We start from the raw sequence: 22,734 nt of genomic DNA on the forward strand, positions 1-22,734 counted from the left end.
TTGCCGTAACTGATATTTTAGTTTCTCATATATATCAACGGCAAGTTTGCATTCTTGTGCATTAGGTCACGCAAGGCTATGAATGGAGCAAAAGGATTGCCCCATATGAATTCCCAGTTCGCCTCCACATTCGGCCTGACGGCACCCGGTTTTCCGGTCGCGGCCGGCAGCACGGTCCAGCGGGTCTATGATGATCTCCGAAAGCGCATCATCACCATTCAGCTGCCCCCCGACACCACGCTGTCGCGCACCGAGCTGACGGAGACCTATGAAGTCAGCCAGACTCCCATTCGCGACGCGCTTCAGCTTCTCAAACAGGAGGGCCTGGTTCGCATCTACCCGCAGTCCCGCACTGTCGTGACCAGGATAGATGTGCTGCAAATTTACGAGGCGCATTTCCTTCGCGTCGCGCTGGAATCGGAAGTCTGCCGCCGCCTCGCGACCGATCCGGATCCGGATCCAAGCGTCATCACCCGCGCCCGCTCGATCATCAAAATGCAGTCGGCAGTCGCCGACGACGTCGATCAGATTGCCATCTTCCAGGAGCTCGACGAACTCTTTCACCAGACATTGTTCGCAGGCGCCAAGCGCAGCAGCCTGCATCAGCTGGTTCGCGAGCGGTCCGGCCATCTCGAGCGCATTCGTCGTCTGCATCTGCCCGAAAAGGGCAAGATCATGAGCATCCTCGATGGTCACCACGCCATCATCGACGCAATTGCCGCCCGCGACGAACAGGGTGCCGTCGACGCGATCCGTGAGCATCTCAGCCAGACCGTCGCCAAAGTCGAAGAACTCAGGAAGGAGTTCCCGAATTACTTCGTCTGAACCGGCCGCGCGGGTCTCAGCCGGGGTCAATTGACCGGCGTCAGCAGCGGCCTGCCTGCGAAGAAGGCGGCAAGGTTGTCGACCGTCAATTGCGCCATCCTGTCGCGCGTTTCCTCGGTCCCGCTGGCGTGATGAGGATAGAGCACGACGTTGTCGAGTGCTGCGAAGCGCGGATCGGGATTGGGTTCGTTAAGGTAGACATCGATGCCGGCCGAAGCGATCCGCCCTTCCTGCAGGGCCGCGATCAAGGCCGGCTCATCGACTACGGTGCCGCGGGCAATGTTGATGAAGCTGCCCGAGGGCCCGAGCGCATTCAGTACGTCCGCCGAAATCAGCCCTTCGGTCGAGGGCCCGCCCGGCGTCGCCACTATCAGGATATCGGCCCAGCCGGCCAGTTTTACCGGGTCGGCGAAATAGGCAAAATCATTGTCGGCTTTTTTCGTCCGCCCATAGTAGCCGACCGTCAGCCCGACAGCCTCGCATCGCCTGGCAATCGCCATACCGATGCGGCCGAGGCCTGCGATGCCGGCCCTCTTGCCCGAGGTCGACGTCGTCAGCGGCATCATGCCCTTCTGCCCCCAATCGCCGGAGCGCACGTAGCGATCGCCTTCCGGCAGGCGCCGGCGCGCCGCCAGCATCAGAAGCAGCGCCATGTCGGCAACGTCGTCGCACAGCACCTCGGATGTGTTGGTGAGCTTGATGCCGCGCCGTGTCATCGCCTCGACATCCATCTGGTCGTAGCCAGCCGAGGAACAGGCGGCGAGTTTTAATGCCGGCAATTTCGCAAGCAGGGCTTCGTCGATCGTCACATGGCCGTTGCATACCAGCGCGGAAGAGATCGGGCCGGCTTCCCGCAAGAGAGCATCCCGCTCTTCGCCTTTGACAAGATCCAGCCGGTGCAGCGTATAGGCCGCCTCCAGCATTGCCATCTGACGGGGCCGGAGCGGATAGGCAACGATGACATCGGGCTTCATGCGGAAACGAGTCCTTCCTGTTTATGACGTGCGGCGCGGCGCGTGGCCTGAACCTCGGGATCGGGATCGAGGCTGGCGGCAAGAAGCGCCTGCGTGTAGGGGTGGGAGGGCGCGTTGAAGATCTGTTCCACCGGACCCTCCTCGACAATCTCGCCGGCCTTCATGACGATGACACGATCGGCGAAATCGCGAACCACCGGCAGGTCGTGCGCAATGAAGAGATAGGACAGGCCGAATTCGCGACGCAGGCCCTCAAGCAAGGCAATCACCTGTGCCTGGATCGACACGTCTAGTGCCGAAACCGCCTCGTCGCAGATGATCAGTTTCGGCTCCATTGCCAGCGCACGGGCAATCGCGATGCGCTGGCGCTGGCCGCCGGAAAACTGATGTGGATACCGGTCGGCCATCTCAGGCTTCAGGCCAACCTTGACCAGCAGCTCGGCCACCCTCTCCCTCCAGCTCGCTTTCGGCAGGATATCGGGGTGAATGACCCAGGCCTCGGAGATCAACCGGAACACGCTCATGCGCGGGTTCAGTGACTGCGTCGGGTCCTGAAAGACCATCTGCAGATCGCGACGCAGCCCGAATATTTCCCGCGGCGTCATCGCCAGCAGATCGTTGCCGCGGTAGAGGACCTGACCCGCCTGCGGATCATCGAGCCGAACGATCAGCCGGGCCAGGGTCGATTTGCCGGAACCGCTCTCGCCGACGACGGCAACCGTCTCGCCGGGCATGATGACGAGGTCGACGCCCTTCAGCGCCTGGAATGCGCCAAAACTCTTCTTCAGGCCGATGGCGCGCAGCAGCGGTTCGCCCTGCCGGTCACGCTCTTGCGCCATCGCACCCTTCCCCGGTGCGGCGGCAATCAGCTTCTTCGTATAGGCGTTCTGCGGGTTGCGATAGACTTCAGCCGCATTGCCGGTTTCGACGACGCAGCCGGAATTCATCACCACGACCCGGTCGGCGATCTCGGCAACGACGCCCAAATCGTGGGTGATCAGCAGCAGGCCCATGCCGGTTTCCTGCTGCAACTCCTGCAGAAGCTCGAGCACTTGCGCCTGCACCGTCACATCAAGCGCGGTGGTGGGTTCATCCGCGATCAGGATATCGGGCTTGCAGGCGATTGCCATGGCGATCATCAGGCGCTGCCGTTGTCCGCCAGAGAACTGGAATGGATATTTTCGCATCGCCGCCTGCGGATCGCTTATGCCGACGCGCCCGATCAATTCGAGCGCCCTCGCGCCAGCGCGTTCCGCCGACTGACCATGCGTCGTCATCATTTCGGTGATTTGCCAGCCGACCGTGTAGACCGGGTTGAGGTGTGCCAGCGGGTCTTGAAAGATCATGGCGATCTTGGCGCCGTTGATCGAACGCCGCTCCTCGGGCGTCATTTTCAGCATGTCGCGCCCGTTGAGGAGAATGGTGCCGCTGGTGATCCTGCCGGGTGGCATGTCGATCAGGTTCATGATCGCCGAGCCCGACACGGACTTGCCCGAACCGCTTTCCCCGAGGATCGCCAGCGTCTCGCCACGATCGAGATGCCAGCTGACATCCTGCACCGCCTTGACGGTACCGCTGACGGTGTGGAACTCGACCGAGAGGTCACGTACTTCCAGAAGATGTTCAGCCATTTTTCCTGCCCCTCATTTCAAGGCGCCAGCGTTGCGTCGGATCGAGCGCGATGCGCAGCCAGTTCGACAGAAGGTTGAGCGACAGCGTCGTCAGGATGATCGCAAGACCCGGCCAGAAGGAAAGCCACCAGGCATTGGTGAGATAGGGTCGTCCTTGAGCAACCATAAGACCCCAGGTGATCTCCGGCGCCTGAATGCCGATCCCAAGGAACGACAGCGAGGATTCCGCCAGCATGACGAAGGCGAAATCAAGCGTGGCGATGGTTACCAGCGTGGGGAAGATCACCGGCAGGATGTGGTGGAAGACAATGCGCCGGGACGATGCGCCCATGACCTTCGCTGCCTGTACGAACATCCGCTCGCGCACTTCCAGCACTTCGGCGCGCGTGGTGCGCAGATAGATGGGAATGCGGGTGATCGCCAGGACGAGGACGATATTGGTGACCGAGGGCTCGAGCATGTAGAGCACGATCACCGCCAGAAGCAGCGACGGAAAGGACATGATCACGTCGCCGAGGCGCAGGATCCATTGAGCCGCGGAAGAGCGGCTGTAACCCGCCACCAGTCCGAGCCCCGTGCCGACGATCGAGGATGCAAACACCGCCGCCGCGGCAACCAGCATGGTGTTTTGCGCCGCCACGATGACGCGGGCAAGAAGCGGCCTGCCCAGCGCATCGGCGCCGAGGATACAAAGCAATCCGCGGGTGATATCGAACGGCGGTGCGTTCCGGCCCCGCAGGTTCTGCTTGGTGGCGATGGCCTCCAGCAGCAACGGGCCGAACAGCGCACAGAGCAGAACGATCAAGAGGAACAGAGCCGCGAAGAAAGCGAGCTTGTCAGCCCACAGCATCGTCAGCCAACGCCCGATCGGGCCGCTCGGTTTCTTCTCGATGAGGATCTGCGTGTCGGTCATCGTCATCGCTCAATACCGGATACGCGGATCGAGCAGCGTGTAAGCGATGTCGATCAGCAGGTTCATGATGAAGATCGCCAAAGCCGAGACCATGATGACGGCCAGCACGACGGCGAAATCGCGGAGAAGGATGGAATCGATCATCAGCTTGCCGATGCCGGGAAAACCAAACACTGTCTCGACGACAACGGCACCGTTCAAGATGGCGGCCGCCTGGTCGCCGATGACGGTGATCACCGGCAGCATGGCGTTGCGCAGTCCGTGAATGAAGATGATCGAGTTCGAACGGACGCCCTTGGCGCGAGCCGTCTTCACGTAGGCGGAAGACAGAACGCTGATCATCGAGCCGCGCACCACCTGCAGGATCAGGCCGAAGGGCCGGATGAACAGCACGCTGACCGGCAGGACCCAGTGCCAGAAAGTTCCCGTTCCCGATGTCGGCAGGACATGCAGTTTGACGGCGAAAATGACGATGGCCACGATGGCCAGCCAGAAATCCGGCGCCGCAGCGCCGATCAGCGAGAAGAAAGTGGTAAGACGGTCGAAGACGCCGCCGACGCGAAACGCCGCGAGCGAACCGATGACGATCGCGGCGACCGTGACCAGCGCCATGGTGATGACAGCCAGCCAGAAGGTCCAGACGAAGGCCTCGAGCACGACATCCATGGCCGGACGGGCCTGCCGCAGCGACTCGCCGAACTTGCCCTGTGCGAGATCTGAGACATAACGGCCGAACTGGATGATCAACGGGTCGTTGAACCCGTTCATCTCACGGAATTGCTGGCGCATATCCGTGGTCGCGTCGATCGGCAGATAGAGGTCGGTCGGATCGCCTGTCAGCCGGGATAGGAAGAATACGATCACGACAAGCACCACGAGCGATACGCCACTGGCGATCGCGCGTTTGCCGATGAAGCTTTTCATGCACTCCTCCCGAGTGAAACCCATGCGGACCGTCAGGCCTGGTCTTCGCGTGTCCGAAGGCCGCCCGCCGCGCCCCTCCGGCGACAGATGAACTGAAATATTAGTTGATCTAGAATTTTTGTGAACCCCCTTTCTGAAAATCGTCAGCTCTTATCAACCGGCGGCTTTCGTCGCCACGCCATACCGCCGGTTGCAACAATGGTCGCGCCGATGATGACCGCCGCACCGATCCACGTCTGCGCCGCCGGAACTTCGGAGAAAAACAAGAAGGCCATGAGTGCCACGACCGGCAGCCGGAGAAAGTCGAGCGGCGCCAGAACGCTCGCAGCCGCCATACCGAAGGCGCGCGTGATCAGCGTCATGTTGAGGGCGCCGAGTGCCCCTTGCATGGCAAGCAGCCCGAGTTGGCTCCAGGTCGGCATCGACCATACCGGCAGCATGATGATGAGGCCGAGCGGCACGGTCGTCATCAGATTCCATGCAACCAACCGGTCCGCACTATCCCTCAACGCCATCCGCCGCAGCATCAACTGGCTCGCCGCCGTCAGGACCGCTCCTGCCAGGGCAAAAAGCAGCCATTGGTCGAAACCGGATGCTCCCGGACGAATGATGATCATGACGCCGATAAAGCCTGCGGCAATGCCGGCGACGCTGAAGACGCCGACATCTTCCCTAAGCACAAGCCACGCACCGAGAACGAGAAACATCGGCATAGTGAAATTGATCGCCGTGGCATCGGCCAGTGGCGCGTGCGCAAAGGCGATGAACAAAGCAACCAGTGAGACAAGCTTCAGACCCGCACGGACCACATGCAGTACACGATAGGGAGAGGCTTTCAGATCGACCCGCGACACCATCCACGGCGTGACGACAAGACATCCGAAAAACGATCGGAAAAAGCCGATCATCAACGGATGCACGTCGCCGGCCAACAAACGCACGATGATCGCATCGAGACTGTTCAAAAAGGCGGCGGCCACCATCATGCAGACGGCAAGGCCTGTGCGATCGGGCTGCATCACGCTCTCCTGATTGAACGAATGCAGGCCACGCCCTATCGGTCGTTCGATCCGTTATCTGCCTGTAGCGCGAGCGACTTATCCCGAACGATCAATCATCGTCCACACTAAAATACAAATATATTAGTTGAGAATCAGGCGGCGAACCGCTCCGCCGCTTAGGGCATCGAAAAAAGGCGCAAAAACCCGACGGATGATTTCGCTTGGCAATCGGAATTTGAGGCTTGCAAGAATCGAGAGAATACACTTCATGTGTGAGAATGAACCGAAAAACTACCTCTGCTAGAGAAAATGCTGCCGTCCGTCCCGCCGGAAGGTCGGCCATGTTTCTTCAGCCCGACGGCTCCGACGGAGGCTGACCTCCTCACCCCCCAATTAGCCGACCAGACGAACCGCGACACTCCAGCCGTTCTCACGCCTGAGAGCGGGCGGGATATGTCCGGATTCTCAAATCCCGTCTCTACTTTCGACATAAGGATATCTCGATGAAGCATATGCGCAATCTCCACCTGATGATGGCAAGCACCGCCTTCCTGACGCTCGCCGGCCCGACGCTTGCTCTTGACGGCACTGACATGATGAAGAAGCTCAATGCCGCAACCAGTGCCGGCGGCACGGTCATCACCTTCGAGAAGGCGGATGTCGATGGCGACACGGTAACGGCTACGGGCGTCCAAGTGGGATATGCAAACCTACCCGGCGATACTTTGAAGATCGGCGAGCTCACCTTCGAGGGCGTCGAGGAAACCGAAGGCGGCGGTTACCACGCCAAGACCGTCTCTTTCCCGGATATCGACATGAGCCAGGAGGAAGGTCGTTTTTCCGCCAAGGACATCGAGATCTCCGGTCTGACGATTCCCGCCGATGCAGCGGGCGACACTTTGAACGATATCCTCCTGTATAAGACGTTCAGCACCGGCCCGATCGCCGTCAATGTCAAGGGCAAGGACGTGCTGGCGATCGAAGGCATCGAGTCGAACCTGGAACGCCAGGACGGCGGCTTTGCCTATGACGCCAATGTCGCCGGCCTGAAGGCCGACCTCTCTGAGGTCGAGGAGGCAAGTGCGAAGGAGGCCATCGAGAAGCTGGGCCTGATGACGCTCGACGGTACGGTGACGATGAAGGGCAGCTGGGAAATCGAAAGCGGTAAGGTCGCCGTCGACGAATACGCCTTCGACTTCAAGAATATCGGCCGGCTGAACCTCGCCGTCGACTTTTCGGGTTACACGCTGGGATTCATCAAATCGCTGCAGGAAGCGGTGAAGACCGCCGAGGCCAATCCGAACAAGGAAGAGGCCAACCAGGCCGTCGGCCTGGCGATGTTGGGGCTGATGCAGCAGTTGACGTTCAACAGCGCCTCGATCCGCTTCGACGATGCGTCGATCACTAAGAAGGCACTCGACTATGCCGGCTCGCAGCAGGGCGTCACCGGCGACCAGCTGGCGCAATCGCTGAAAGGTCTGGTACCGATAATGATGGCGCAGCTCAACCTGCCGGAGTTGCAAAATCAGGTATCGGCTGCCGTCAACACCTATCTTGACGGGCCGAAAAGCCTGACGATCAGCGCAGCGCCGGGAAAGCCGGTTCCCTTCCCGATGATCATGGGTGCTGCCATGGGCGCACCGAACACCATTCCTTCGGTGCTCGGCGTCAAGGTCACGGCGAACGACTAAGCTGCTCAAAGAGCAGCTTGCAGCCAGAGGCGGGTTTTCCAACTGCCTCTGGGGTCCATTCCCACAGGACGGCCAAGCAACATCGAAGGCCGATGAAAGGCCGACCACTTTGGTGCGGGGGGAGGAATTTCTCTAAAACTCGTCGCTGCGACGCCTGACGGCGTGCTTCACGGCGATCAGATGTCTTCGCCGCTCCAGCACATAATCGGCATAACCGACGCAGATGAACAGCAAGGTCGGGCCGGCGTAGACGATGATCAGAGCCAATGCGATTAGGATGATTGCGGTCGTCATGATCTTGTCCCATCATATTGGTCGTGCCGCATTTAAAAGCGGCGAAAGCGGATAGGCCCTCAACATTCCCTGTCCTTATTCGTTTAAATTCCCTGGCTTCCTATTCGTTCCTCCGCGATCGGTTTCCCTTGGCGCGGCAGGTCCGATCGAACGACGATCACGAAGCTGACGGCTCGCTCGACCTCAATCACTCCCGCGGCCTTTCCTCCCGCATGGCCCCCGTTACGCTCTTAAGCAGCGGGCTCGACATCAGATCCTCCAGCAAAACCGATAGCTTCGGCTTCCAGTTCGGATAGCTGTCGCTGGTGCCCGGAATATTGGTCGGCCTTTTCTCGTCGGTGAGATCGGCAAGCCGCACGGCGGTCAGAAGCGATGGAGTCCGAGCAATGAAACGGTAGGCGCTGACGGTCAGATCTTTCAGAGTCTCTTCGCTTGCCCGCGCCGTGAGCCGCGGCGGCAAGTTGAGGCCGGCGGCCCTGAATGCCGCTTTCAGGTATCTCCGTTCGCGCTTGCGGTGTTCAAGATGCTCTTCGGTGAGATCGGGCGGTACGATGCCATGTTCGCAACGGTCCTGAATGTCGGCGCCGCGCCACCAGCCGGCAAGGGTCTGATGGTCATGCGTCGAAATGCAGGCGAGTGCGAGGACGGGATAGGCATCGGCCCGCTTGAAGCCCTTCTTGTCCTGCTCATAGGAAAGGATCCGATAGGAAAGGATGCCGGCGGCGGCCAGATCCTCCTGCAATCCCTCCGGAATCATTCCCAGAGATTCCCCGATGACGAGACATCGATGTTCGGCGGACGCCTCCGCGAGGATCTCCAGCAGCCGACCCTCGGGATAGCGGACATAGGCGCCGCTGTCCGGCCTGTCGCCCAGTGGAACCAGGAAAAGGCGGCGGACGGCCGGGGCGTGGTCGATACGAATGGCACCCGCATAGCGCATGGCGGCGCTCACCATGCGCCGGTAAGGCGACATCCCGCCTCCGGCAATTTCGGACGGCAGGTATCCGGCAAGATGCCAGTCCTGCCCGTCTACGGCGAATGGATCGGGAGGGCTGCCGATCGTGGCCTTGGAGACATAGATATCGGGCTCGCTCCACGTCGCCGAGCCGTCGACCGCTTCCCCGACGGCAAGATCGAGATAGAGCCCGAGCCGCAGGCCGGCCTTGCGCGCCTGATCTGCCGCCTGCATCAGTTGCCGATGGGCGAGCCATTGCAGCCACATGTGGAAGCGAACACCACCCGCATGCTCGCACTCGAAATCAGCGACAGCGACACTGTCGAAGCGCTGGAACTCGGCCGGCCACCGCTGCCAACCGGCGCCCGCTCCGCGCGCGTTCATGGAAAACGAGAGGCATTCGAACAGCGCATGCCGCCGCAGGCTGTCGCCGCCTTGCGCGACAAAGGCATCGAAATCATCCGGATCGTCATAGACGGTCTTGTCACCGGTGCGTCGCTGTTGCCACATCGACCAGAGATCATGAAGGGCTCCAAGTTTGGTTCGCGCGACGCCGATGTAATCAACGAGATCGGATTGGCGAAGGCGCTCCAATTCCCGTTCGAGTTCGGGATTGCCGGCAAAACCCGGCACCTCATCGACTGCGATATAGAGCGGGTTGAGATGCTGGCGGCTCGAGGGCTCATAGGGACTGCAGCGGTCGGGATCGGCGAGGAACGGCGCGTGAAGCGGGTTGAGGCCGATAAAATCGGCTCCCAGCGATCCTGCCAGATCGGCCAGATCAGACAAATCCTTGAAGTCTCCTATGCCCCAGTTGCGTGCCGAACGGAGTTCATAAAGCTGCAGGCTCATGCCCCAGATCCGGGTGCCGGAAAGGAAATCCGGCAGAAATGACACCGGGATTGTCCTGCCGTCCGGCTTGACTTGCCGCTGCGGCGCGCCGGTCTCCGTATCCGCCGTCCCCGTCAACGCGATATTGAGCGCCGAGAGTATCTTACGCTTGGTCGCGGCGGAAATCGGCACTTCCCGGTTGTCGGGGCTGGGCCTGGTCGGGCTGATGCCGTGGAGCCGGGCGAGCTTGTCGAGCGCAGCGGATTTCATCATTCGATCATTTCCTCCCACCGATGCTCCAGATCACCGTCCAGGGCGCGAGACCGCCGCCGTCGCTGCCGCCAAGACGGAAGATCGTCTCGGCGTCGTCCTGCTGCGCGGCGAGCGGCGCCGCCGCGTTGCCCAGATTGGCGCGCAGATGAAGGCGCCGGCTTTGCGCAAGGGTCCAATCCACTGCGATCGCGTTTCCCGCCGAGCGGTAGACCGCGCTTCCGGCGGCACCTTTCAGCAGAGGCACAATCTTCCGATGCCGGAGGTCGAGAAGTGTCCGGTAATATTCAAGCACGTCGGAGGAGGCGAGTTTCGACCAGTCCAGCTTGGCCGCAGCGAAGGTCGAAGCCGCCGTCGGGTCGAGAAGGTCGTCGGCGTCGAAGCCCGGCAGACGCGAAAGCTCCTCGCGGCGGCCTCTCCTGACCTTCTCGTTCAGGTCCTCATCGAAATCGCAGAAAAAGGGAAAAGGCTCTGTGGCGCCCCATTCCTCTCCCATAAACAGCATCGGTATCTCAGGCGCCAGCAGATAGATTGATATGACGGCCTTGACGGCATCGACCGGGCTCGACGCCAGAACCCGGTCGCCCAGCGCCCTGTTGCCGATCTGGTCATGGTTCTGGATGAAGGACACGAAGGCGGTGGGCGGCAGGTGGCCGCTCGGCCTACCCCGGCTTTCGCCACGATACGGCATATGTTCGCCCTGGAACACGAAACCTTCCGCCAGCGCCCTGCCGAGCTTGTCGGCGTCGCCGGCGTAATCGGCATAGTAGCCGAAGGTCTCACCAGTCGCTGCGACGTGCAGCACATGATGCACATCGTCGTTCCACTGGGCGGTGAACAGCCTCGCCTCCCCCTTTTCGTCACGCTTCAACAACTCACTGTCGTTTTCCTCGTTTTCGACGATCAGGTGCACATGCCGGTTGCCGGCCGCCGCCCTGACGCGGCGGGCGAGTTCGTGAAGCAGATGCTCGGCGCTGTCGTCCTTGATAGCGTGAACGGCATCGAAGCGGAAACCGTCGAGCCTGAACTCGGTGATCCAGTAGAGGGCGTTCTCAATGATGAACTCGCGGATCATCTCCGATCCGTCGCCGTCGTAGTTGACGCCGTGGCCCCACGGCGTCTTGTGATACTCGGTAAAGAGCGGCGCATAGGACGGAATATAGTTCCCGTCCGGTCCGAAGTGGTTGTAGACGACATCCAGGAAAACGGAGATGCCGCGCTGGTGTGCTGCGTCCACCAACGCCATGAAATCCTCCGGCCGGCCGTAGCTGCTGTCGGGAGCATAGGGAAGCACGCCGTCATAACCCCAGCTGTAACGGCCCGGAAATTCACTGAGCGGCATGATCTGCAACGCCGTGACACCCAACGCTTGCAGATGATCGAGCCGCTCGATGGCGGCCCTGAAGCTGCCCTCCGGCGTAAAACCGCCGATATGCATCTCGTAGATGACCATCTCCTCCCAGGGTCGGCCGGCCCAGTCGCCCGTCTCCCAGCGATAAGAGGAAAGGTCGATCACTTCGCTCGGGCCGTGTACATCCTGCGGCTGGAACCGCGAGGCGGGATCGGGAATTTCGAGGCCGTCGGGCAAGACGAAGCGATAGCGCGTCCCGGGACGAGCATCCGCAGCGGTGCAGCGGTGCCAACCGTCTTCGGCGGCCTGCATCGGCCGCGGGACAGCGCCTTCCAGCTTCAGCGATACGCTTTCATGCAACGGAGCCCAAAGGCGAAACAGAATGCCCTCTTCGGTGAGTGCGGGGCCGAACGTCATTTCGGTCAAGGGAAAGCCTTTGGTGAATGGATGGGATTTGGGTAACTTTTATCAGGACAAAAAGTTTCGCCGGCGCGAGCGCAAAGCCGTTGCCGTCACGGATTGCCTATTCGGCAGACGCCAGAGAGTAGGATTTTATCCTATCGCGTGATATAAGGGATGCAGATTAGGAGTACGGTCGATGCGTTCAACACAGCAGATGAGCATTACGTTGCCCGTGGAAATGGCGAAACTCGTCAAGCAACGGGTCTCCAACGGTGATTACGCCTCGGAGAGCGAAGTCATACGCGAGGGACTGCGGGCTTTGGCAGAACGTGAAAATGCCGTCGAGCATTGGCTGCGAACGGAAGTTGCGGCCACCTATGATACCTACAAGGCCGATCGTAGCAAAGCCAAGCCCCTCGATGAGGTCTGGAAGCGCCTCGAAGTGCGCATGGACGAAATCGACCGCGACGAGGATTGATGAAGCGCTATCATATCCGCCTCACCGATGAGGCGGAGTTGGATTTGGCGCGTATCTATCGTTTCGTCCGCAAGAAATCTGCATCTTCTGCCGCCGCCCGCGACTATGTGGCCCGCATCAAGACCTTTGTGGATGGGTTCGATACATATCCGGAGCGCGGCAGCATCCATGATCAGATCCGGCCGGGATTGCGTATTGTCGGCTTTGAGCGCCGGGTCAGCGTGGCATTCGTGGTCGAGCCCACCGAGGTTGTTATCCTCCGTATCCTCTATGCCGGGCGGCAGTTTAAGAGTGACGAGAGTGAGAGCTGGCCCTAAACGCAATATAAGCAGCGTATCCTCGCCTCGATCATCAGGCCGCCGCGACCTTGCCCGATAGCGCCTGATCCATAGCCGCCCGAAGCTGTTCTTGCGTGAACGGCTTCTTCATCCGCAGCATCCGGCCGAGGCCATGGTCTTCGGAAAACTCGGCATAGCCGGAAGCAAGGATAATAGGCAGGCCCGGGAAAACCGAACGAAGGTGACGCGCAAGTTCCGCGCCCGTCATGCCGGGCATGGCATGATCGGTGATGACGAGGTCGCAGTTCGGTCCGTCGGCAAGGAATTCCAAAGCCTGGGAAGCCGAAGACGCTTCCCGCGGCAGGTGCCCGAGATCCTCCAGCATCGCCACGGTTCCCGTCCTGACAAGTGCATCGTCGTCGACGACGAGAATGGCAAGCGGCCTCGACACCGGTGTCAAAGGCTCCGGTGCCGGAGGCTCGACGACCGGCTGCGCCTTGACGAAGGTCTCGGCCACGGGCAGCCACAGGGATACGGTCGTGCCCTTCCCCCTCGTGCTCGATATCTGGATCGAGCCGCCGGATTGGGCCGCAAGGCCATGAACCATCGACAGGCCGAGGCCCGTGCCCTTGCCGACCCCCTTGGTGGTGAAAAAAGGTTCGGCGGCACGCGAGACCGTCGTCTCGTCCATTCCTTCGCCGTCATCCGACACCGATATCCTGATGTAATTCCCGCCCGCGAGACCGGTCGGCCGGCTCTCTTCGGCCGCCGCGGCAACCGTCACGGCGCCGCCGCTTTCGAGTGCGTCCCGGGCATTGACGAACAGGTTGAGCAGCGCCAGTTCCAACTGGTTGCTGTCGACCAGAAGAGGCGCGAGATCACCCGGGATGCTTTTGCGGATTTCGATGCGCGGCCCCACCGCCTTGGCGAGGAGATCCTCGACGTTTTCAAACAGCCTGAGAAAATCGACCGCCTGCGGCTTGAGCTCCTGGCGGCGCGCGAAGGCAAGTAGGCGCTGGGTCAGCGCCGTGCCTCGCTCGGCCGCCTGGATCGCATTGGTCACCAGGCGTTCGCTACGTTCATCGGCCGGAAGCCGTTTCTTCAGAAGATTGAGACTGCCGAGAACCGCCATCAGGAGGTTGTTGAAGTCGTGGGCGACGCCACCCGTCAGGTGGCCGATCGTGTCGAGCTTCTGTGCCTCGAACAGTTGGGCGAGCGCCTCCTCGCGCTCTCGCGTCCGTTGATCGATCCGGTGCTCGAGCTCTTCGTTGAGTTCACGCAACTGCGCTGCCGAGGCCTGGAGCTCGGCGGTGCGCTGGTGAACGCGGGCCTCCAGCTCGGCGTTCAGGCGTTCGAGTTCCCTCGTCTTCCTGTAGAGATCGGCAAAGACCCGCACCTTGGCCCTCAGCACCTCGGGGACGATTGGGACGGAGACGTAGTCGACCGCACCCACCGCATAGCCGCGCAGGCGGTCCGGTTCCGCCAGCATGACGGCGGAAACGAAGATGATCGGCGTATTCTGATAGCGCGGATGCTGCCGGATCATGCTGACGAGCTCGAAGCCATCCTGTTCCGGCATACAGACATCGACGAGAATGACCGCGATTTCGGTGCGCAACAGATGCTCGAAGGCTTCACGGGCGGATTGCGCCTTGATGAGGTTCTCCTCGAGCTCTTCGAGAATGACCTCGTAACTCAGGAGCTTTGCCGGCTGGTCGTCGACGAGGAGGATGTTGACAGGGTTCATGGCCATGTCCTCAGCGATGCAGCCACATGCGAAGAGCCGACAGAAGCTGCTCGGTATTGACGGGCTTTGCCAGATAGTCCGACGCGCCCGCTTCCAGGCATTTCTCGCGGTCGCCCTTCATCGCCTTGGCCGTCAGCGCCAGGATCGGGAGCCGCCGGAACCGAGGCTCCGACCGGATGACCTGCATCGTCTCGTAGCCGTCCATTCCAGGCATCATGATATCCATCAGCACGATCGCGACCGTGGGCTCGTTGTTGATGACGTCGATGGCTTCGCTACCGGTCGTCGCGGTCAGGACCCTCATTCCCCTGCGCTCCAGCACGCTGCTCAGCGCGAAGATATTGCGGGCATCGTCGTCGACGAGCAGCACGGTCTCGCCGACCAGATCCTCGTCCGAACTGTGCAGTTCCTGCAGCGTCGCCTGTTTTGCCGCCGGCAGGTCGGCAACGACGCGGTGGAGGAACAGCGCCGTTTCGTCGAGCAGACGCTCGGGCGACTCCACGCCCTTCACCACGACGCTGCGGGCCATGCTATGCAGCGTCGCATCTTCCTCGGGCGAGAGCTCCCGGCCGGTGAAGACGACCACCGGCACCTCACCGATCTCGGCGTCGTCGCGTATTCTCTCCAGGACTTCGAAGCCGGACATGTCGGGCAGCGTGAGATCGAGCACGACGCAGTCCGGCGGATCCTGCTTCAGAGCGTCGAGCGCTTCCGATCCGGACCCGACGCTGGTGATGTCGATATCGTCATGTCCAAGAAGGGCGGTGACGCTCAGCCGCTCCGCCTCGTTGTCTTCCACCAGCAACAGATGTTTGCGGCGCTGTTGCGCATAGGCCTTCAAGCGCGACAGCGCCTTGCCGAGGCCCTCCGGCGTCGTCGGCTTGCTCATGAAAGCGAAGGCGCCTCGGGTCAGCCCATGCTGGCGGTCCTCGTCGAGGCTGATGATCTGGACGGGAATATGCCGCGTCTGCGAGTTCTGTTTGAGCTGGCTCAGCACAGTCCAGCCGAGCATGTCGGGAAGGAAGATATCGAGCGAGATCGCCGACGGCTTGTACTCCTGCGCGAGAACAAGCGCATCGCTGCCACGCATAGCGACCAGCACCTTGAAGCCATTGTCGCGGGCCAGATCGACCAGGACGCGGGCGTAATGCGCATCGTCTTCGACGACGAGCAATACCGAGTCGCCGACCGCTATCCGATGACGATCGTCTGCGACATGTTCGGTGGGTTTCTCGGCGCGGCGGGCAGCCGCTTCAGCAAATTCCACGACGTTCGCCGGCGCGGGGGCGGGCTTGGGAGCAATCGCAGCGGCACCGACATATGTCAGCGGCAGGTAGAGAACGAAGGTGCTGCCGACGCCCGGCGTGCTGCGCAATTGGATCTCGCCACCGAGCAGGTTCGCCAATTCGCGGCTGATCGCCAGGCCGAGACCGGTGCCGCCATATTTGCGGCTTGTGGAAGCATCCGCCTGCTGGAAGGCCTCGAAAATGATGCGCTGCTTTTCCGGCGGTATGCCGATGCCGGTATCGACGACTTCGAAGGCGATCACCGAAGGCGCATGCCGCAGCGACGGATGATCGGGCGACCAGCCGCCCGTTGCCAACGCGACGCGAAGCGTCACGCCGCCCTGCGCGGTGAATTTGAAGGCGTTCGACAGCAGGTTCTTGAGGATCTGCTGCAGCCGCTTGGAATCGGTAATGATGCTCTTCGTGACATCGCCGTCGACCTCGACCGCAAACGACAGGTTCCGGTTTTCGGCCTCGTGCCGGAACGGCCGCGCCATCATCTCGAGCAGATTGCTGACGAAAATCTCCTCGGCGTCGACCGAGACAGTTCCGGACTCGATCTTCGACAGGTCGAGAATATCGCTGATGAGGTTCAGCAGATCGGTGCCCGCGCCGTGGATCGTCTTGGCGAACTCGACCTGTTTTCCAGATAGGTTGCCGTCCGGGTTTTCTCCCAGCTGCTGGCCGAGGATGAGGATCGAATTCAAAGGCGTGCGCAGCTCATGCGACATGTTGGCGAGGAATTCGGATTTGTATTTCGATGTCAGCGCGAGCTCGGTTGCCTTTTCCTCGAGCGCACGCCGGGCCTGCTCGATCTCCTGGTTCTTCGCCTCGACTTCAACGTTGCGTTCTTCCAGCTGCTGCGCCTTCTGCCCGAGCTGTTCGTTGGTCTGCTGCAGCTCGCGCTGCTGCGTCTGCAGCTCGGCGGCGAGCTGCTGGGATTGCTTGAGCAGGCCTTCGGTCTGCATGGTCGCTTCGATCGAGTTGAGAACGATGCCGATCGATGTCGTCAGTTGGTCGAGGAAGGAGAGCTGCAGCTCGGTAAATTCGCCGGCGGAGGCAAGCTCGATGACCGCTTTCACCTGCCCTTCGAAATGCACCGGCAACACGATGGCGCTTCTCGGCAGAGTGGTGAACACGCCGGAGCTGATCGGCACGACGTTATCGGGGAGGTCGGTGACCAGGATCCGGCGGGCATCGCTGGCGCACTGACCGACAAGTCCCTGGCCGAATTCAAGCCGCGCCGGATGTGCCGCCTCCACCCCTTGGGCATAGACGGAGAGCAGCGACAAGACCGGTTGCCGCTCTTCGGCATCCACCTGGTAGATGACCCCCTGATGGGCGCCGACCAGAGGCGCGAGCTCCGACAGCAGCATCTTGCCGACCAGCGTCAGATCGCGCTGGCCCTGCAGCATGTTGGTGAAGCGCGCCAGATTGGTCTTCAGCCAGTCCTGCTCGGTGTTGCGCTCAGTGGTGAGGCGCAAATTGTCGATCATCGTGTTGATGTTGTCCTTGAGTTCGGCCACTTCGCCGCGCGCGTCGACCTTGATCGACCGCGTCAGGTCGCCCTTGGTGACGGCGGTCGCCACCTCGGCGATGGCGCGCACCTGCGTCGTCAGATTGGCGGCAAGCAGGTTGACGTTGCCGGTCAGGTCCTTCCAGGTGCCGGCGGTGCCGGGCACGTTCGCCTGGCCGCCGAGGCGCCCCTCGACGCCGACCTCGCGCGCCACCGTGGTCACCTGATCGGCGAAGGTCGCGAGCGTGTTGGTCATGTTGTTGATCGTTTCGGCAAGGGCGGCCACCTCGCCCTTGGATGCGACGGTGAGATTCTGCTTGAGGTCGCCGTTCGCCACCGCCGTCACCACCTTGACGATGCCGCGCACCTGCTCGGTCAGGTTGGCCGCCATGACGTTGACGGTGTCGGTCAGGTCCTTCCAGGTACCGGCGACACCCGGCACCTGCGCCTGGCCGCCGAGCTTGCCTTCGGTGCCGACTTCGCGGGCGACGCGCGTCACTTCGCCGGCGAAAGCATTGAGCTGGTCCACCATGGTGTTGATGGTGTTCTTCAGTTCGAGAATTTCCCCCTTCACGTCGACGGTGATCTTGCGTGACAGGTCGCCGCGCGCCACGGCCGTCGTCACTTCGGCGATGTTTCTGACCTGGGTCGTCAGATTGGCGGCGAGCAGGTTGACGTTGTCGGTCAGATCCTTCCAGGTACCGGCGACGCCTGGAACGACGGCTTGGCCGCCGAGCCTGCCGTCGGTGCCGACTTCGCGGGCGACGCGCGTTACTTCGCCGGCGAAGGAGCGAAGCTGATCGACCATGGTATTCAGGGTATCCTTCAGAAGCAGGATTTCGCCGCGCACGTCGACGGTGATCTTACGCGACAGGTCGCCATTGGCGATCGCGGTCGCAACCTCGGCGATGTTGCGCACCTGCGCCGTCAGGTTGCCCGCCATGGAGTTGACGCTGTCGGTCAGGTCCTTCCAGGTACCGGCCACACCCGAGACCTGCGCCTGGCCGCCGAGCTTGCCTTCGGTGCCGACTTCACGGGCGACACGCGTTACTTCACCGGCAAAGGCGTTGAGCTGATCCACCATCGTGTTGATGGTGTTTTTCAGTTCGAGGATTTCGCCCTTCACGTCGACGGTGATCTTGCGCGAGAGGTCGCCGCGCGCCACGGCGGTCGTGACTTCAGCGATGTTGCGCACCTGGCCGGTGAGGTTAGAGGCCATGGAATTGACGTTTTCGGTCAGGTCCTTCCAGGTGCCGGCGACACCCGGCACCTGCGCCTGGCCGCCGAGCTTGCCTTCGGTGCCGACCTCGCGGGCGACGCGCGTCACTTCCGAGGCGAACCGGTTCAGCTGGTCGACCATGGTGTTCAGCGTTTCCTTGAGCTCGAGGATTTCGCCCGAGACGGACACCGTGATCTTCTTCGACAGGTCGCCATTGGCGATCGCTGTGGAGACTTCGGCGATGTTGCGCACCTGCGCCGTCAGGTTGCCCGCCATGGAGTTGACGCTGTCGGTCAGATCCTTCCAGGTGCCGGCAACACCGAGCACATTCGCCTGGCCGCCGAGCCGGCCTTCCGTGCCGACTTCGCGGGCGACGCGCGTGACTTCACCGGCAAAGCCGTTGAGCTGATCGACCATCGTGTTGATGGTTTCCTTCAGTTCGAGGATTTCCCCCGACACGGTGACGGTGATCTTCTTGGAGAGGTCGCCCTGGGCAACCGCGGTCGCGACTTCGGCGATATTGCGCACTTGGCCCGTCAGGTTGGAGGCCATGGAATTGACGCTGTCGGTCAAGTCTTTCCAGGTGCCGGCGACGCCGCGCACGTTTGCCTGACCGCCGAGCCGGCCCTCGGTGCCCACTTCGCGAGCAACACGGGTCACTTCCGAGGCGAAGGCGTTCAACTGATCGACCATCGTATTGATGGTTTCCTTCAATTCGAGGATCTCGCCCTTCACGTCGACAGTGATCTTCTTCGACAGGTCGCCATTGGCGATCGCGGTCGAGACTTCGGCGATATTGCGCACCTGCGCCGTCAGGTTGCCGCCCATCGAGTTGACATTTTCGGTCAGATCCTTCCAGGTGCCGGCGACGCCGCGCACATTGGCCTGGCCGCCGAGCCGGCCTTCGGTACCCACTTCACGGGCCACACGCGTTACTTCCGAGGCGAAGGCGTTCAGCTGATCGACCATCGTGTTGATCGTCTCTTTCAGCTCGAGGATTTCCCCCGACACCGTGACGGTGATCTTCTTCGACAGGTCGCCATTGGCGATCGCGGTCGAGACCTCGGCGATGTTGCGTACCTGCGCCGTCAGGTTCGACGCCATGGAATTGACATTGTCGGTCAGATCCTTCCAGGTGCCGGCGACACCGGGCACCTGCGCCTGGCCGCCAAGCCTGCCTTCGGTGCCGACTTCGCGCGCGACGCGCGTCACTTCGCCGGCAAAACCGTTCAGCTGGTCGACCATCGTGTTGATGGTTTCCTTGAGTTCCAGAATTTCGCCCGAGACGTCGACGGTGATCTTGCGCGACAGGTCGCCGCGCGCCACGGCCGTCGTCACCTGGGCGATATTGCGGACCTGGGCCGTCAGGTTGCCGCACATGGCGTTGACGCTATCGGTCAGGTCCTTCCAGGTGCCGGCCACACCCGGCACCAGCGCCTGGCCGCCGAGCTTGCCTTCGGTGCCGACCTCGCGGGCGACGCGCGTCACTTCCGAGGCGAAGGATCTGAGCTGGTCGACCATGGTGTTGATCGCTTCTTTCAGCTGCAGGATTTCGCCGCGCACGTCGACGGTGATCTTCTTCGAAAGGTCGCCGTTGGCCACCGCGATCGTCACCTCCGCGATGTTGCGCACCTGCGCCGTCAGGTTCGACGCCATCGAGTTTACACTTTCGGTCAGATCCTTCCAGACGCCGGTCACCTCCGGCACCTGCGCCTGCCCGCCGAGCTTGCCGTCGGTGCCGACTTCGCGGGCGACGCGCGTCACTTCAGAGGTGAAGACGCTCAGCTGCTTGATCATCGTGTTGACGATATCGGCCGAGCGCAGGAATTCGCCTTTCAACGCCCGCCCGTCGACGTCGAGCGGCACGGTCTGCAGCAGGTCACCCTTGGCAACCGCGGTGATCGTGCGCGTGACCGCCGTCGTCGGCCACAGCAGGTCGTCGATCAGGCCGTTGATCGAGCCTTCCATTTCCGACCAGGAACCATCCGACAGGCCGAAACGCACCCGCGTGCTCGTTCGCCCGTCCCGGCCGACGACCTGGCCCACATGTTCGAGCTGCTGGGCCATGCGCTGATTGGCGGCGATGATGTCGTTCAGCGCATCGGCGACCTTGCCGGTGACGCCGGTGAGGTCGGTGCGCATCCGCACGGAAAAGTCACCGCGCCTGACGGCGACAAGGACCTCGAGAAGGGCGCTGGCATCGTTAAACGCCATGGTTTTGTGGTCGTGTCCGTTGAGGCTTTCTGCCACGGCGTCATCGCGCGAAAATTCACTGGTTTGCTTGCTCACGGAATCCCCCCTTTTCGAAACCAAGTAATTAGTGCTCGACTGGAAAAAGGGTATGGGGGCCCCGCAGGGTTGCAGAGTCAAGTTAACCCGACGTCAAAACGCCAAACTTTACCGGTGCGGGAACAGTTTACCGCGCGTCCTCGTTTCCGTCCCGATAAGGAGAACGACATGTCGAACGTCTCAAGGACAGGCAAGGAAGAGATCAACAACGCGACCAGCCCGACCACCTTCGGCAGGTCGGTCGAGAGCCAGGCGCAGATGCGGGATGCGGCCGCAGAGGCATCGCCCGAAACCGGCGGCGAGATGCTCAACATCTACCGGCTGGAACCGATCGCCAGACCCGACGATCCCAGATGGGACAATGCCCCCGGACATGGCGTCGTCGTCGTCGCCGCCAGAACGGCGGGCGATGCCAGGATCGTCGCCGCGGCGCGCGAACTCGATTTCATGGAAGTGGACGCAGCTCCCGCCGAGGATGTGACGACCGCAAATGCCAGCGCCTTCCGCGACGACAAGCTCTACACCGTGATCGAGATCGATCGGAACAGACGTGATATCCAGCGCGGCATTCTTGACGGCACGATTTCGGTCGATACCATCCGCCCGGTCGAGCCGGATTAAGTCGCATCTTTTCATTGGAGCTCTCATGAATACCGCCAATCTGCAGCTCAAGGGCCTCATCATGGCGATGGCCTCGCTATGCGATGCCATCGTCGAGAAGGAATTGCTCACCCGCGGAGAAATCGATGCCGCGCTCTCGAAAGCCCAAAGGGCGATCGAAGAGGATGACGACCATGAGCTCTCCGGCTCCAACCGCGCTGCGATCCTGTTCCCCATCCGTGTGCTGCAGCTCGCCGGCGAGGCCGCCGGCGGAGACGAACGGCTGACATTTTCGGATTATGCCAAGCGCGTCGGAAAACTCAGCTGACCGTGTTCGAAGGCTTTGCCCTCGAAACAGTCGATGTCGACCGAGGTTCGCTTCGCGTCCGCCACGGCGGATCGGGACCGGCCATTCTCCTTCTCCACGGCCATCCCAGAACGCATATGACCTGGGGCAAGGTGGCGGATCACCTGTCGCCTGATTTTACAGTCGTCTGTCCCGATCTTCCCGGCTTCGGCCGTTCCTACCAGCCGGTCGATGCTCCCGACAGCAGCAACTCCTCCAAGCGCGCCAAGGCTGAGGCCCTCGTTGAGCTGATGCGACGGTTGGGCCATGAGAAATTCGCAGTGGTCGGCCACGACCGCGGAAGCCTCACGGCCTTCCGCATGGCGATGGATCATCCCGACCGCGTGCTGAGGCTCGTCGTCGCCGACGGCATCCCCGTCGTCGAACATCTCGAACGCGCCGACTGGAAATTTGCCAGAGACTGGTATCACTGGTTCTTCTTCGCTCAGCCGGAAAAGCCGGAACGGGCGATTTCGACCGATCCGCTGGCGTGGTACGACGAACTCTCCCCGACGCTGATGGGAAGGCAAGCCTATGACGACCTGCTCGAAATTATCAACGATCCGGCCGTGATCCACGGGATGATCGAGGACTATCGCGCCGGCCTCAGCATCGATCATCTTCACGACCGGGAGGACCGCGACGCCGGGCGGAAAGTGATCTGCCCCATGCTCTGCCTCTGGTCGCTGCGCGACGACATGGAACAGATCTACGGCGACCCCGTTGCCATCTGGCGGGCCTGGGCGGATGACGTACGCGGCTTTGGCATAGACAGCGGCCATCACGTGGCCGAAGAGAACCCGGAAGCGCTGTCGCAGGCCATCCAAGAGTTTCTCGAAACTGGGTAGCGGCTCGGCTCGAGCCGCGCTTTGTTAGCACACAGCCGGCCTGCGACGCTCGTGCTGCCAACTTT

At 61.7% G+C, this 22,734-nt stretch carries 17 protein-coding genes; 7 read left to right on the forward strand and 10 right to left on the reverse strand.

Going from position 1 to position 22,734, the window contains the following annotated elements; all coding sequences use genetic code 11:
* The first annotated feature begins 105 nt into the window (after positions 1–105).
* Entirely contained in the window at positions 106–825 is a 720-nt protein-coding gene (locus tag QMO82_RS05740; RefSeq protein ID WP_183609204.1) for a GntR family transcriptional regulator, read from the forward strand.
* Between the two features lie 26 nt (positions 826–851).
* Here QMO82_RS05740 and QMO82_RS05745 read toward each other — a convergent pair whose 3' ends face one another.
* The 5 genes from QMO82_RS05745 to QMO82_RS05765 all read right to left on the reverse strand — a co-directional run bounded on the left by QMO82_RS05745 (position 852) and on the right by QMO82_RS05765 (position 6,286).
* The gene (locus QMO82_RS05745) at positions 852–1,799 is read right to left on the reverse strand and encodes a 2-hydroxyacid dehydrogenase (RefSeq protein WP_183609205.1); all 948 of its coding nucleotides are present in this window, start codon (positions 1,797–1,799) and stop codon (positions 852–854) included.
* Positions 1,796–3,430, reverse strand: coding sequence for an ABC transporter ATP-binding protein (locus QMO82_RS05750; RefSeq protein ID WP_183609206.1), 1,635 nt, complete (start codon positions 3,428–3,430; stop codon positions 1,796–1,798). The genes QMO82_RS05745 and QMO82_RS05750 overlap by 4 nt, the downstream gene beginning before the upstream one ends.
* A complete protein-coding gene (locus tag QMO82_RS05755) occupies positions 3,423–4,349 on the reverse strand; it encodes an ABC transporter permease (RefSeq protein WP_183609207.1) in 927 nt (308 codons plus the stop codon). The genes QMO82_RS05750 and QMO82_RS05755 overlap by 8 nt, the downstream gene beginning before the upstream one ends.
* A 3-nt stretch (positions 4,350–4,352) precedes the next feature.
* Positions 4,353–5,267 carry an ABC transporter permease gene (locus QMO82_RS05760; RefSeq protein WP_183609208.1) on the reverse strand — a complete coding sequence of 305 codons (915 nt, stop codon included), beginning with the start codon at positions 5,265–5,267 and terminating at the stop codon, positions 4,353–4,355.
* A gap of 143 nt (positions 5,268–5,410) precedes the next feature.
* Positions 5,411–6,286 (reverse strand): DMT family transporter, encoded by an 876-nt coding sequence (locus QMO82_RS05765; protein WP_183609209.1) that lies wholly within the window; start codon positions 6,284–6,286, stop codon positions 5,411–5,413.
* A gap of 485 nt (positions 6,287–6,771) precedes the next feature.
* Between QMO82_RS05765 and QMO82_RS05770 the strand changes: the two genes are divergently transcribed.
* Positions 6,772–7,959, forward strand: coding sequence for a hypothetical protein (locus QMO82_RS05770; protein ID WP_183609210.1), 1,188 nt, complete (start codon positions 6,772–6,774; stop codon positions 7,957–7,959).
* A gap of 132 nt (positions 7,960–8,091) precedes the next feature.
* On the opposite strand, the gene QMO82_RS05775 is transcribed toward QMO82_RS05770, so the two are convergent.
* The 3 genes from QMO82_RS05775 to treZ form a co-directional block, all read right to left on the reverse strand.
* Positions 8,092–8,253, reverse strand: a complete 162-nt coding sequence (locus tag QMO82_RS05775; protein WP_183609211.1) for a hypothetical protein — start codon at positions 8,251–8,253, stop codon at positions 8,092–8,094.
* 187 nt (positions 8,254–8,440) lie between these two features.
* Positions 8,441–10,309: a 4-alpha-glucanotransferase gene (gene malQ / locus QMO82_RS05780; protein WP_183609383.1), complete on the reverse strand. Its 1,869-nt coding sequence runs from the start codon at positions 10,307–10,309 to the stop codon at positions 8,441–8,443.
* 7 nt (positions 10,310–10,316) lie between these two features.
* Complete coding sequence (gene treZ, locus QMO82_RS05785; protein ID WP_246718364.1) at positions 10,317–12,086, reverse strand: malto-oligosyltrehalose trehalohydrolase; 1,770 nt, start codon at positions 12,084–12,086, stop codon at positions 10,317–10,319.
* Between the two features lie 172 nt (positions 12,087–12,258).
* Between treZ and QMO82_RS05790 the strand changes: the two genes are divergently transcribed.
* Positions 12,259–12,540 (forward strand): type II toxin-antitoxin system ParD family antitoxin, encoded by a 282-nt coding sequence (locus QMO82_RS05790; RefSeq protein WP_183609212.1) that lies wholly within the window; start codon positions 12,259–12,261, stop codon positions 12,538–12,540.
* The gene (locus tag QMO82_RS05795) at positions 12,540–12,857 is read left to right on the forward strand and encodes a type II toxin-antitoxin system RelE/ParE family toxin (RefSeq protein ID WP_183609213.1); all 318 of its coding nucleotides are present in this window, start codon (positions 12,540–12,542) and stop codon (positions 12,855–12,857) included. The genes QMO82_RS05790 and QMO82_RS05795 overlap by 1 nt, the downstream gene beginning before the upstream one ends.
* Positions 12,858–12,891: 34 nt before the next feature.
* On the opposite strand, the gene QMO82_RS05800 is transcribed toward QMO82_RS05795, so the two are convergent.
* Entirely contained in the window at positions 12,892–14,565 is a 1,674-nt protein-coding gene (locus tag QMO82_RS05800; RefSeq protein ID WP_183609214.1) for a response regulator, read from the reverse strand.
* Positions 14,566–14,575: 10 nt separating this feature from the next.
* Positions 14,576–20,875, reverse strand: a complete 6,300-nt coding sequence (locus QMO82_RS05805; RefSeq protein ID WP_183609215.1) for a HAMP domain-containing protein — start codon at positions 20,873–20,875, stop codon at positions 14,576–14,578.
* Positions 20,876–21,043: 168 nt separating this feature from the next.
* Between QMO82_RS05805 and QMO82_RS05810 the strand changes: the two genes are divergently transcribed.
* The 3 genes from QMO82_RS05810 to QMO82_RS05820 are packed head-to-tail and all read left to right on the forward strand — an operon-like array spanning position 21,044 to position 22,669.
* Positions 21,044–21,496, forward strand: a complete 453-nt coding sequence (locus tag QMO82_RS05810; RefSeq protein WP_183609216.1) for a hypothetical protein — start codon at positions 21,044–21,046, stop codon at positions 21,494–21,496.
* A 25-nt stretch (positions 21,497–21,521) separates the two neighbouring features.
* On the forward strand, positions 21,522–21,803 hold the full coding sequence (locus QMO82_RS05815; protein ID WP_183609217.1) for a hypothetical protein: 282 nt from the start codon (positions 21,522–21,524) through the stop codon (positions 21,801–21,803).
* Positions 21,804–21,805: 2 nt separating this feature from the next.
* Positions 21,806–22,669 carry an alpha/beta fold hydrolase gene (locus QMO82_RS05820; RefSeq protein WP_183609218.1) on the forward strand — a complete coding sequence of 288 codons (864 nt, stop codon included), beginning with the start codon at positions 21,806–21,808 and terminating at the stop codon, positions 22,667–22,669.
* The last annotated feature ends 65 nt before the right edge of the window (positions 22,670–22,734 follow it).

The sequence above is a fragment of the Rhizobium sp. BT04 genome (genome assembly GCF_030053135.1).
In the GTDB taxonomy this organism is placed as follows: Bacteria; Pseudomonadota; Alphaproteobacteria; order Rhizobiales; family Rhizobiaceae; genus Rhizobium; species Rhizobium binxianense.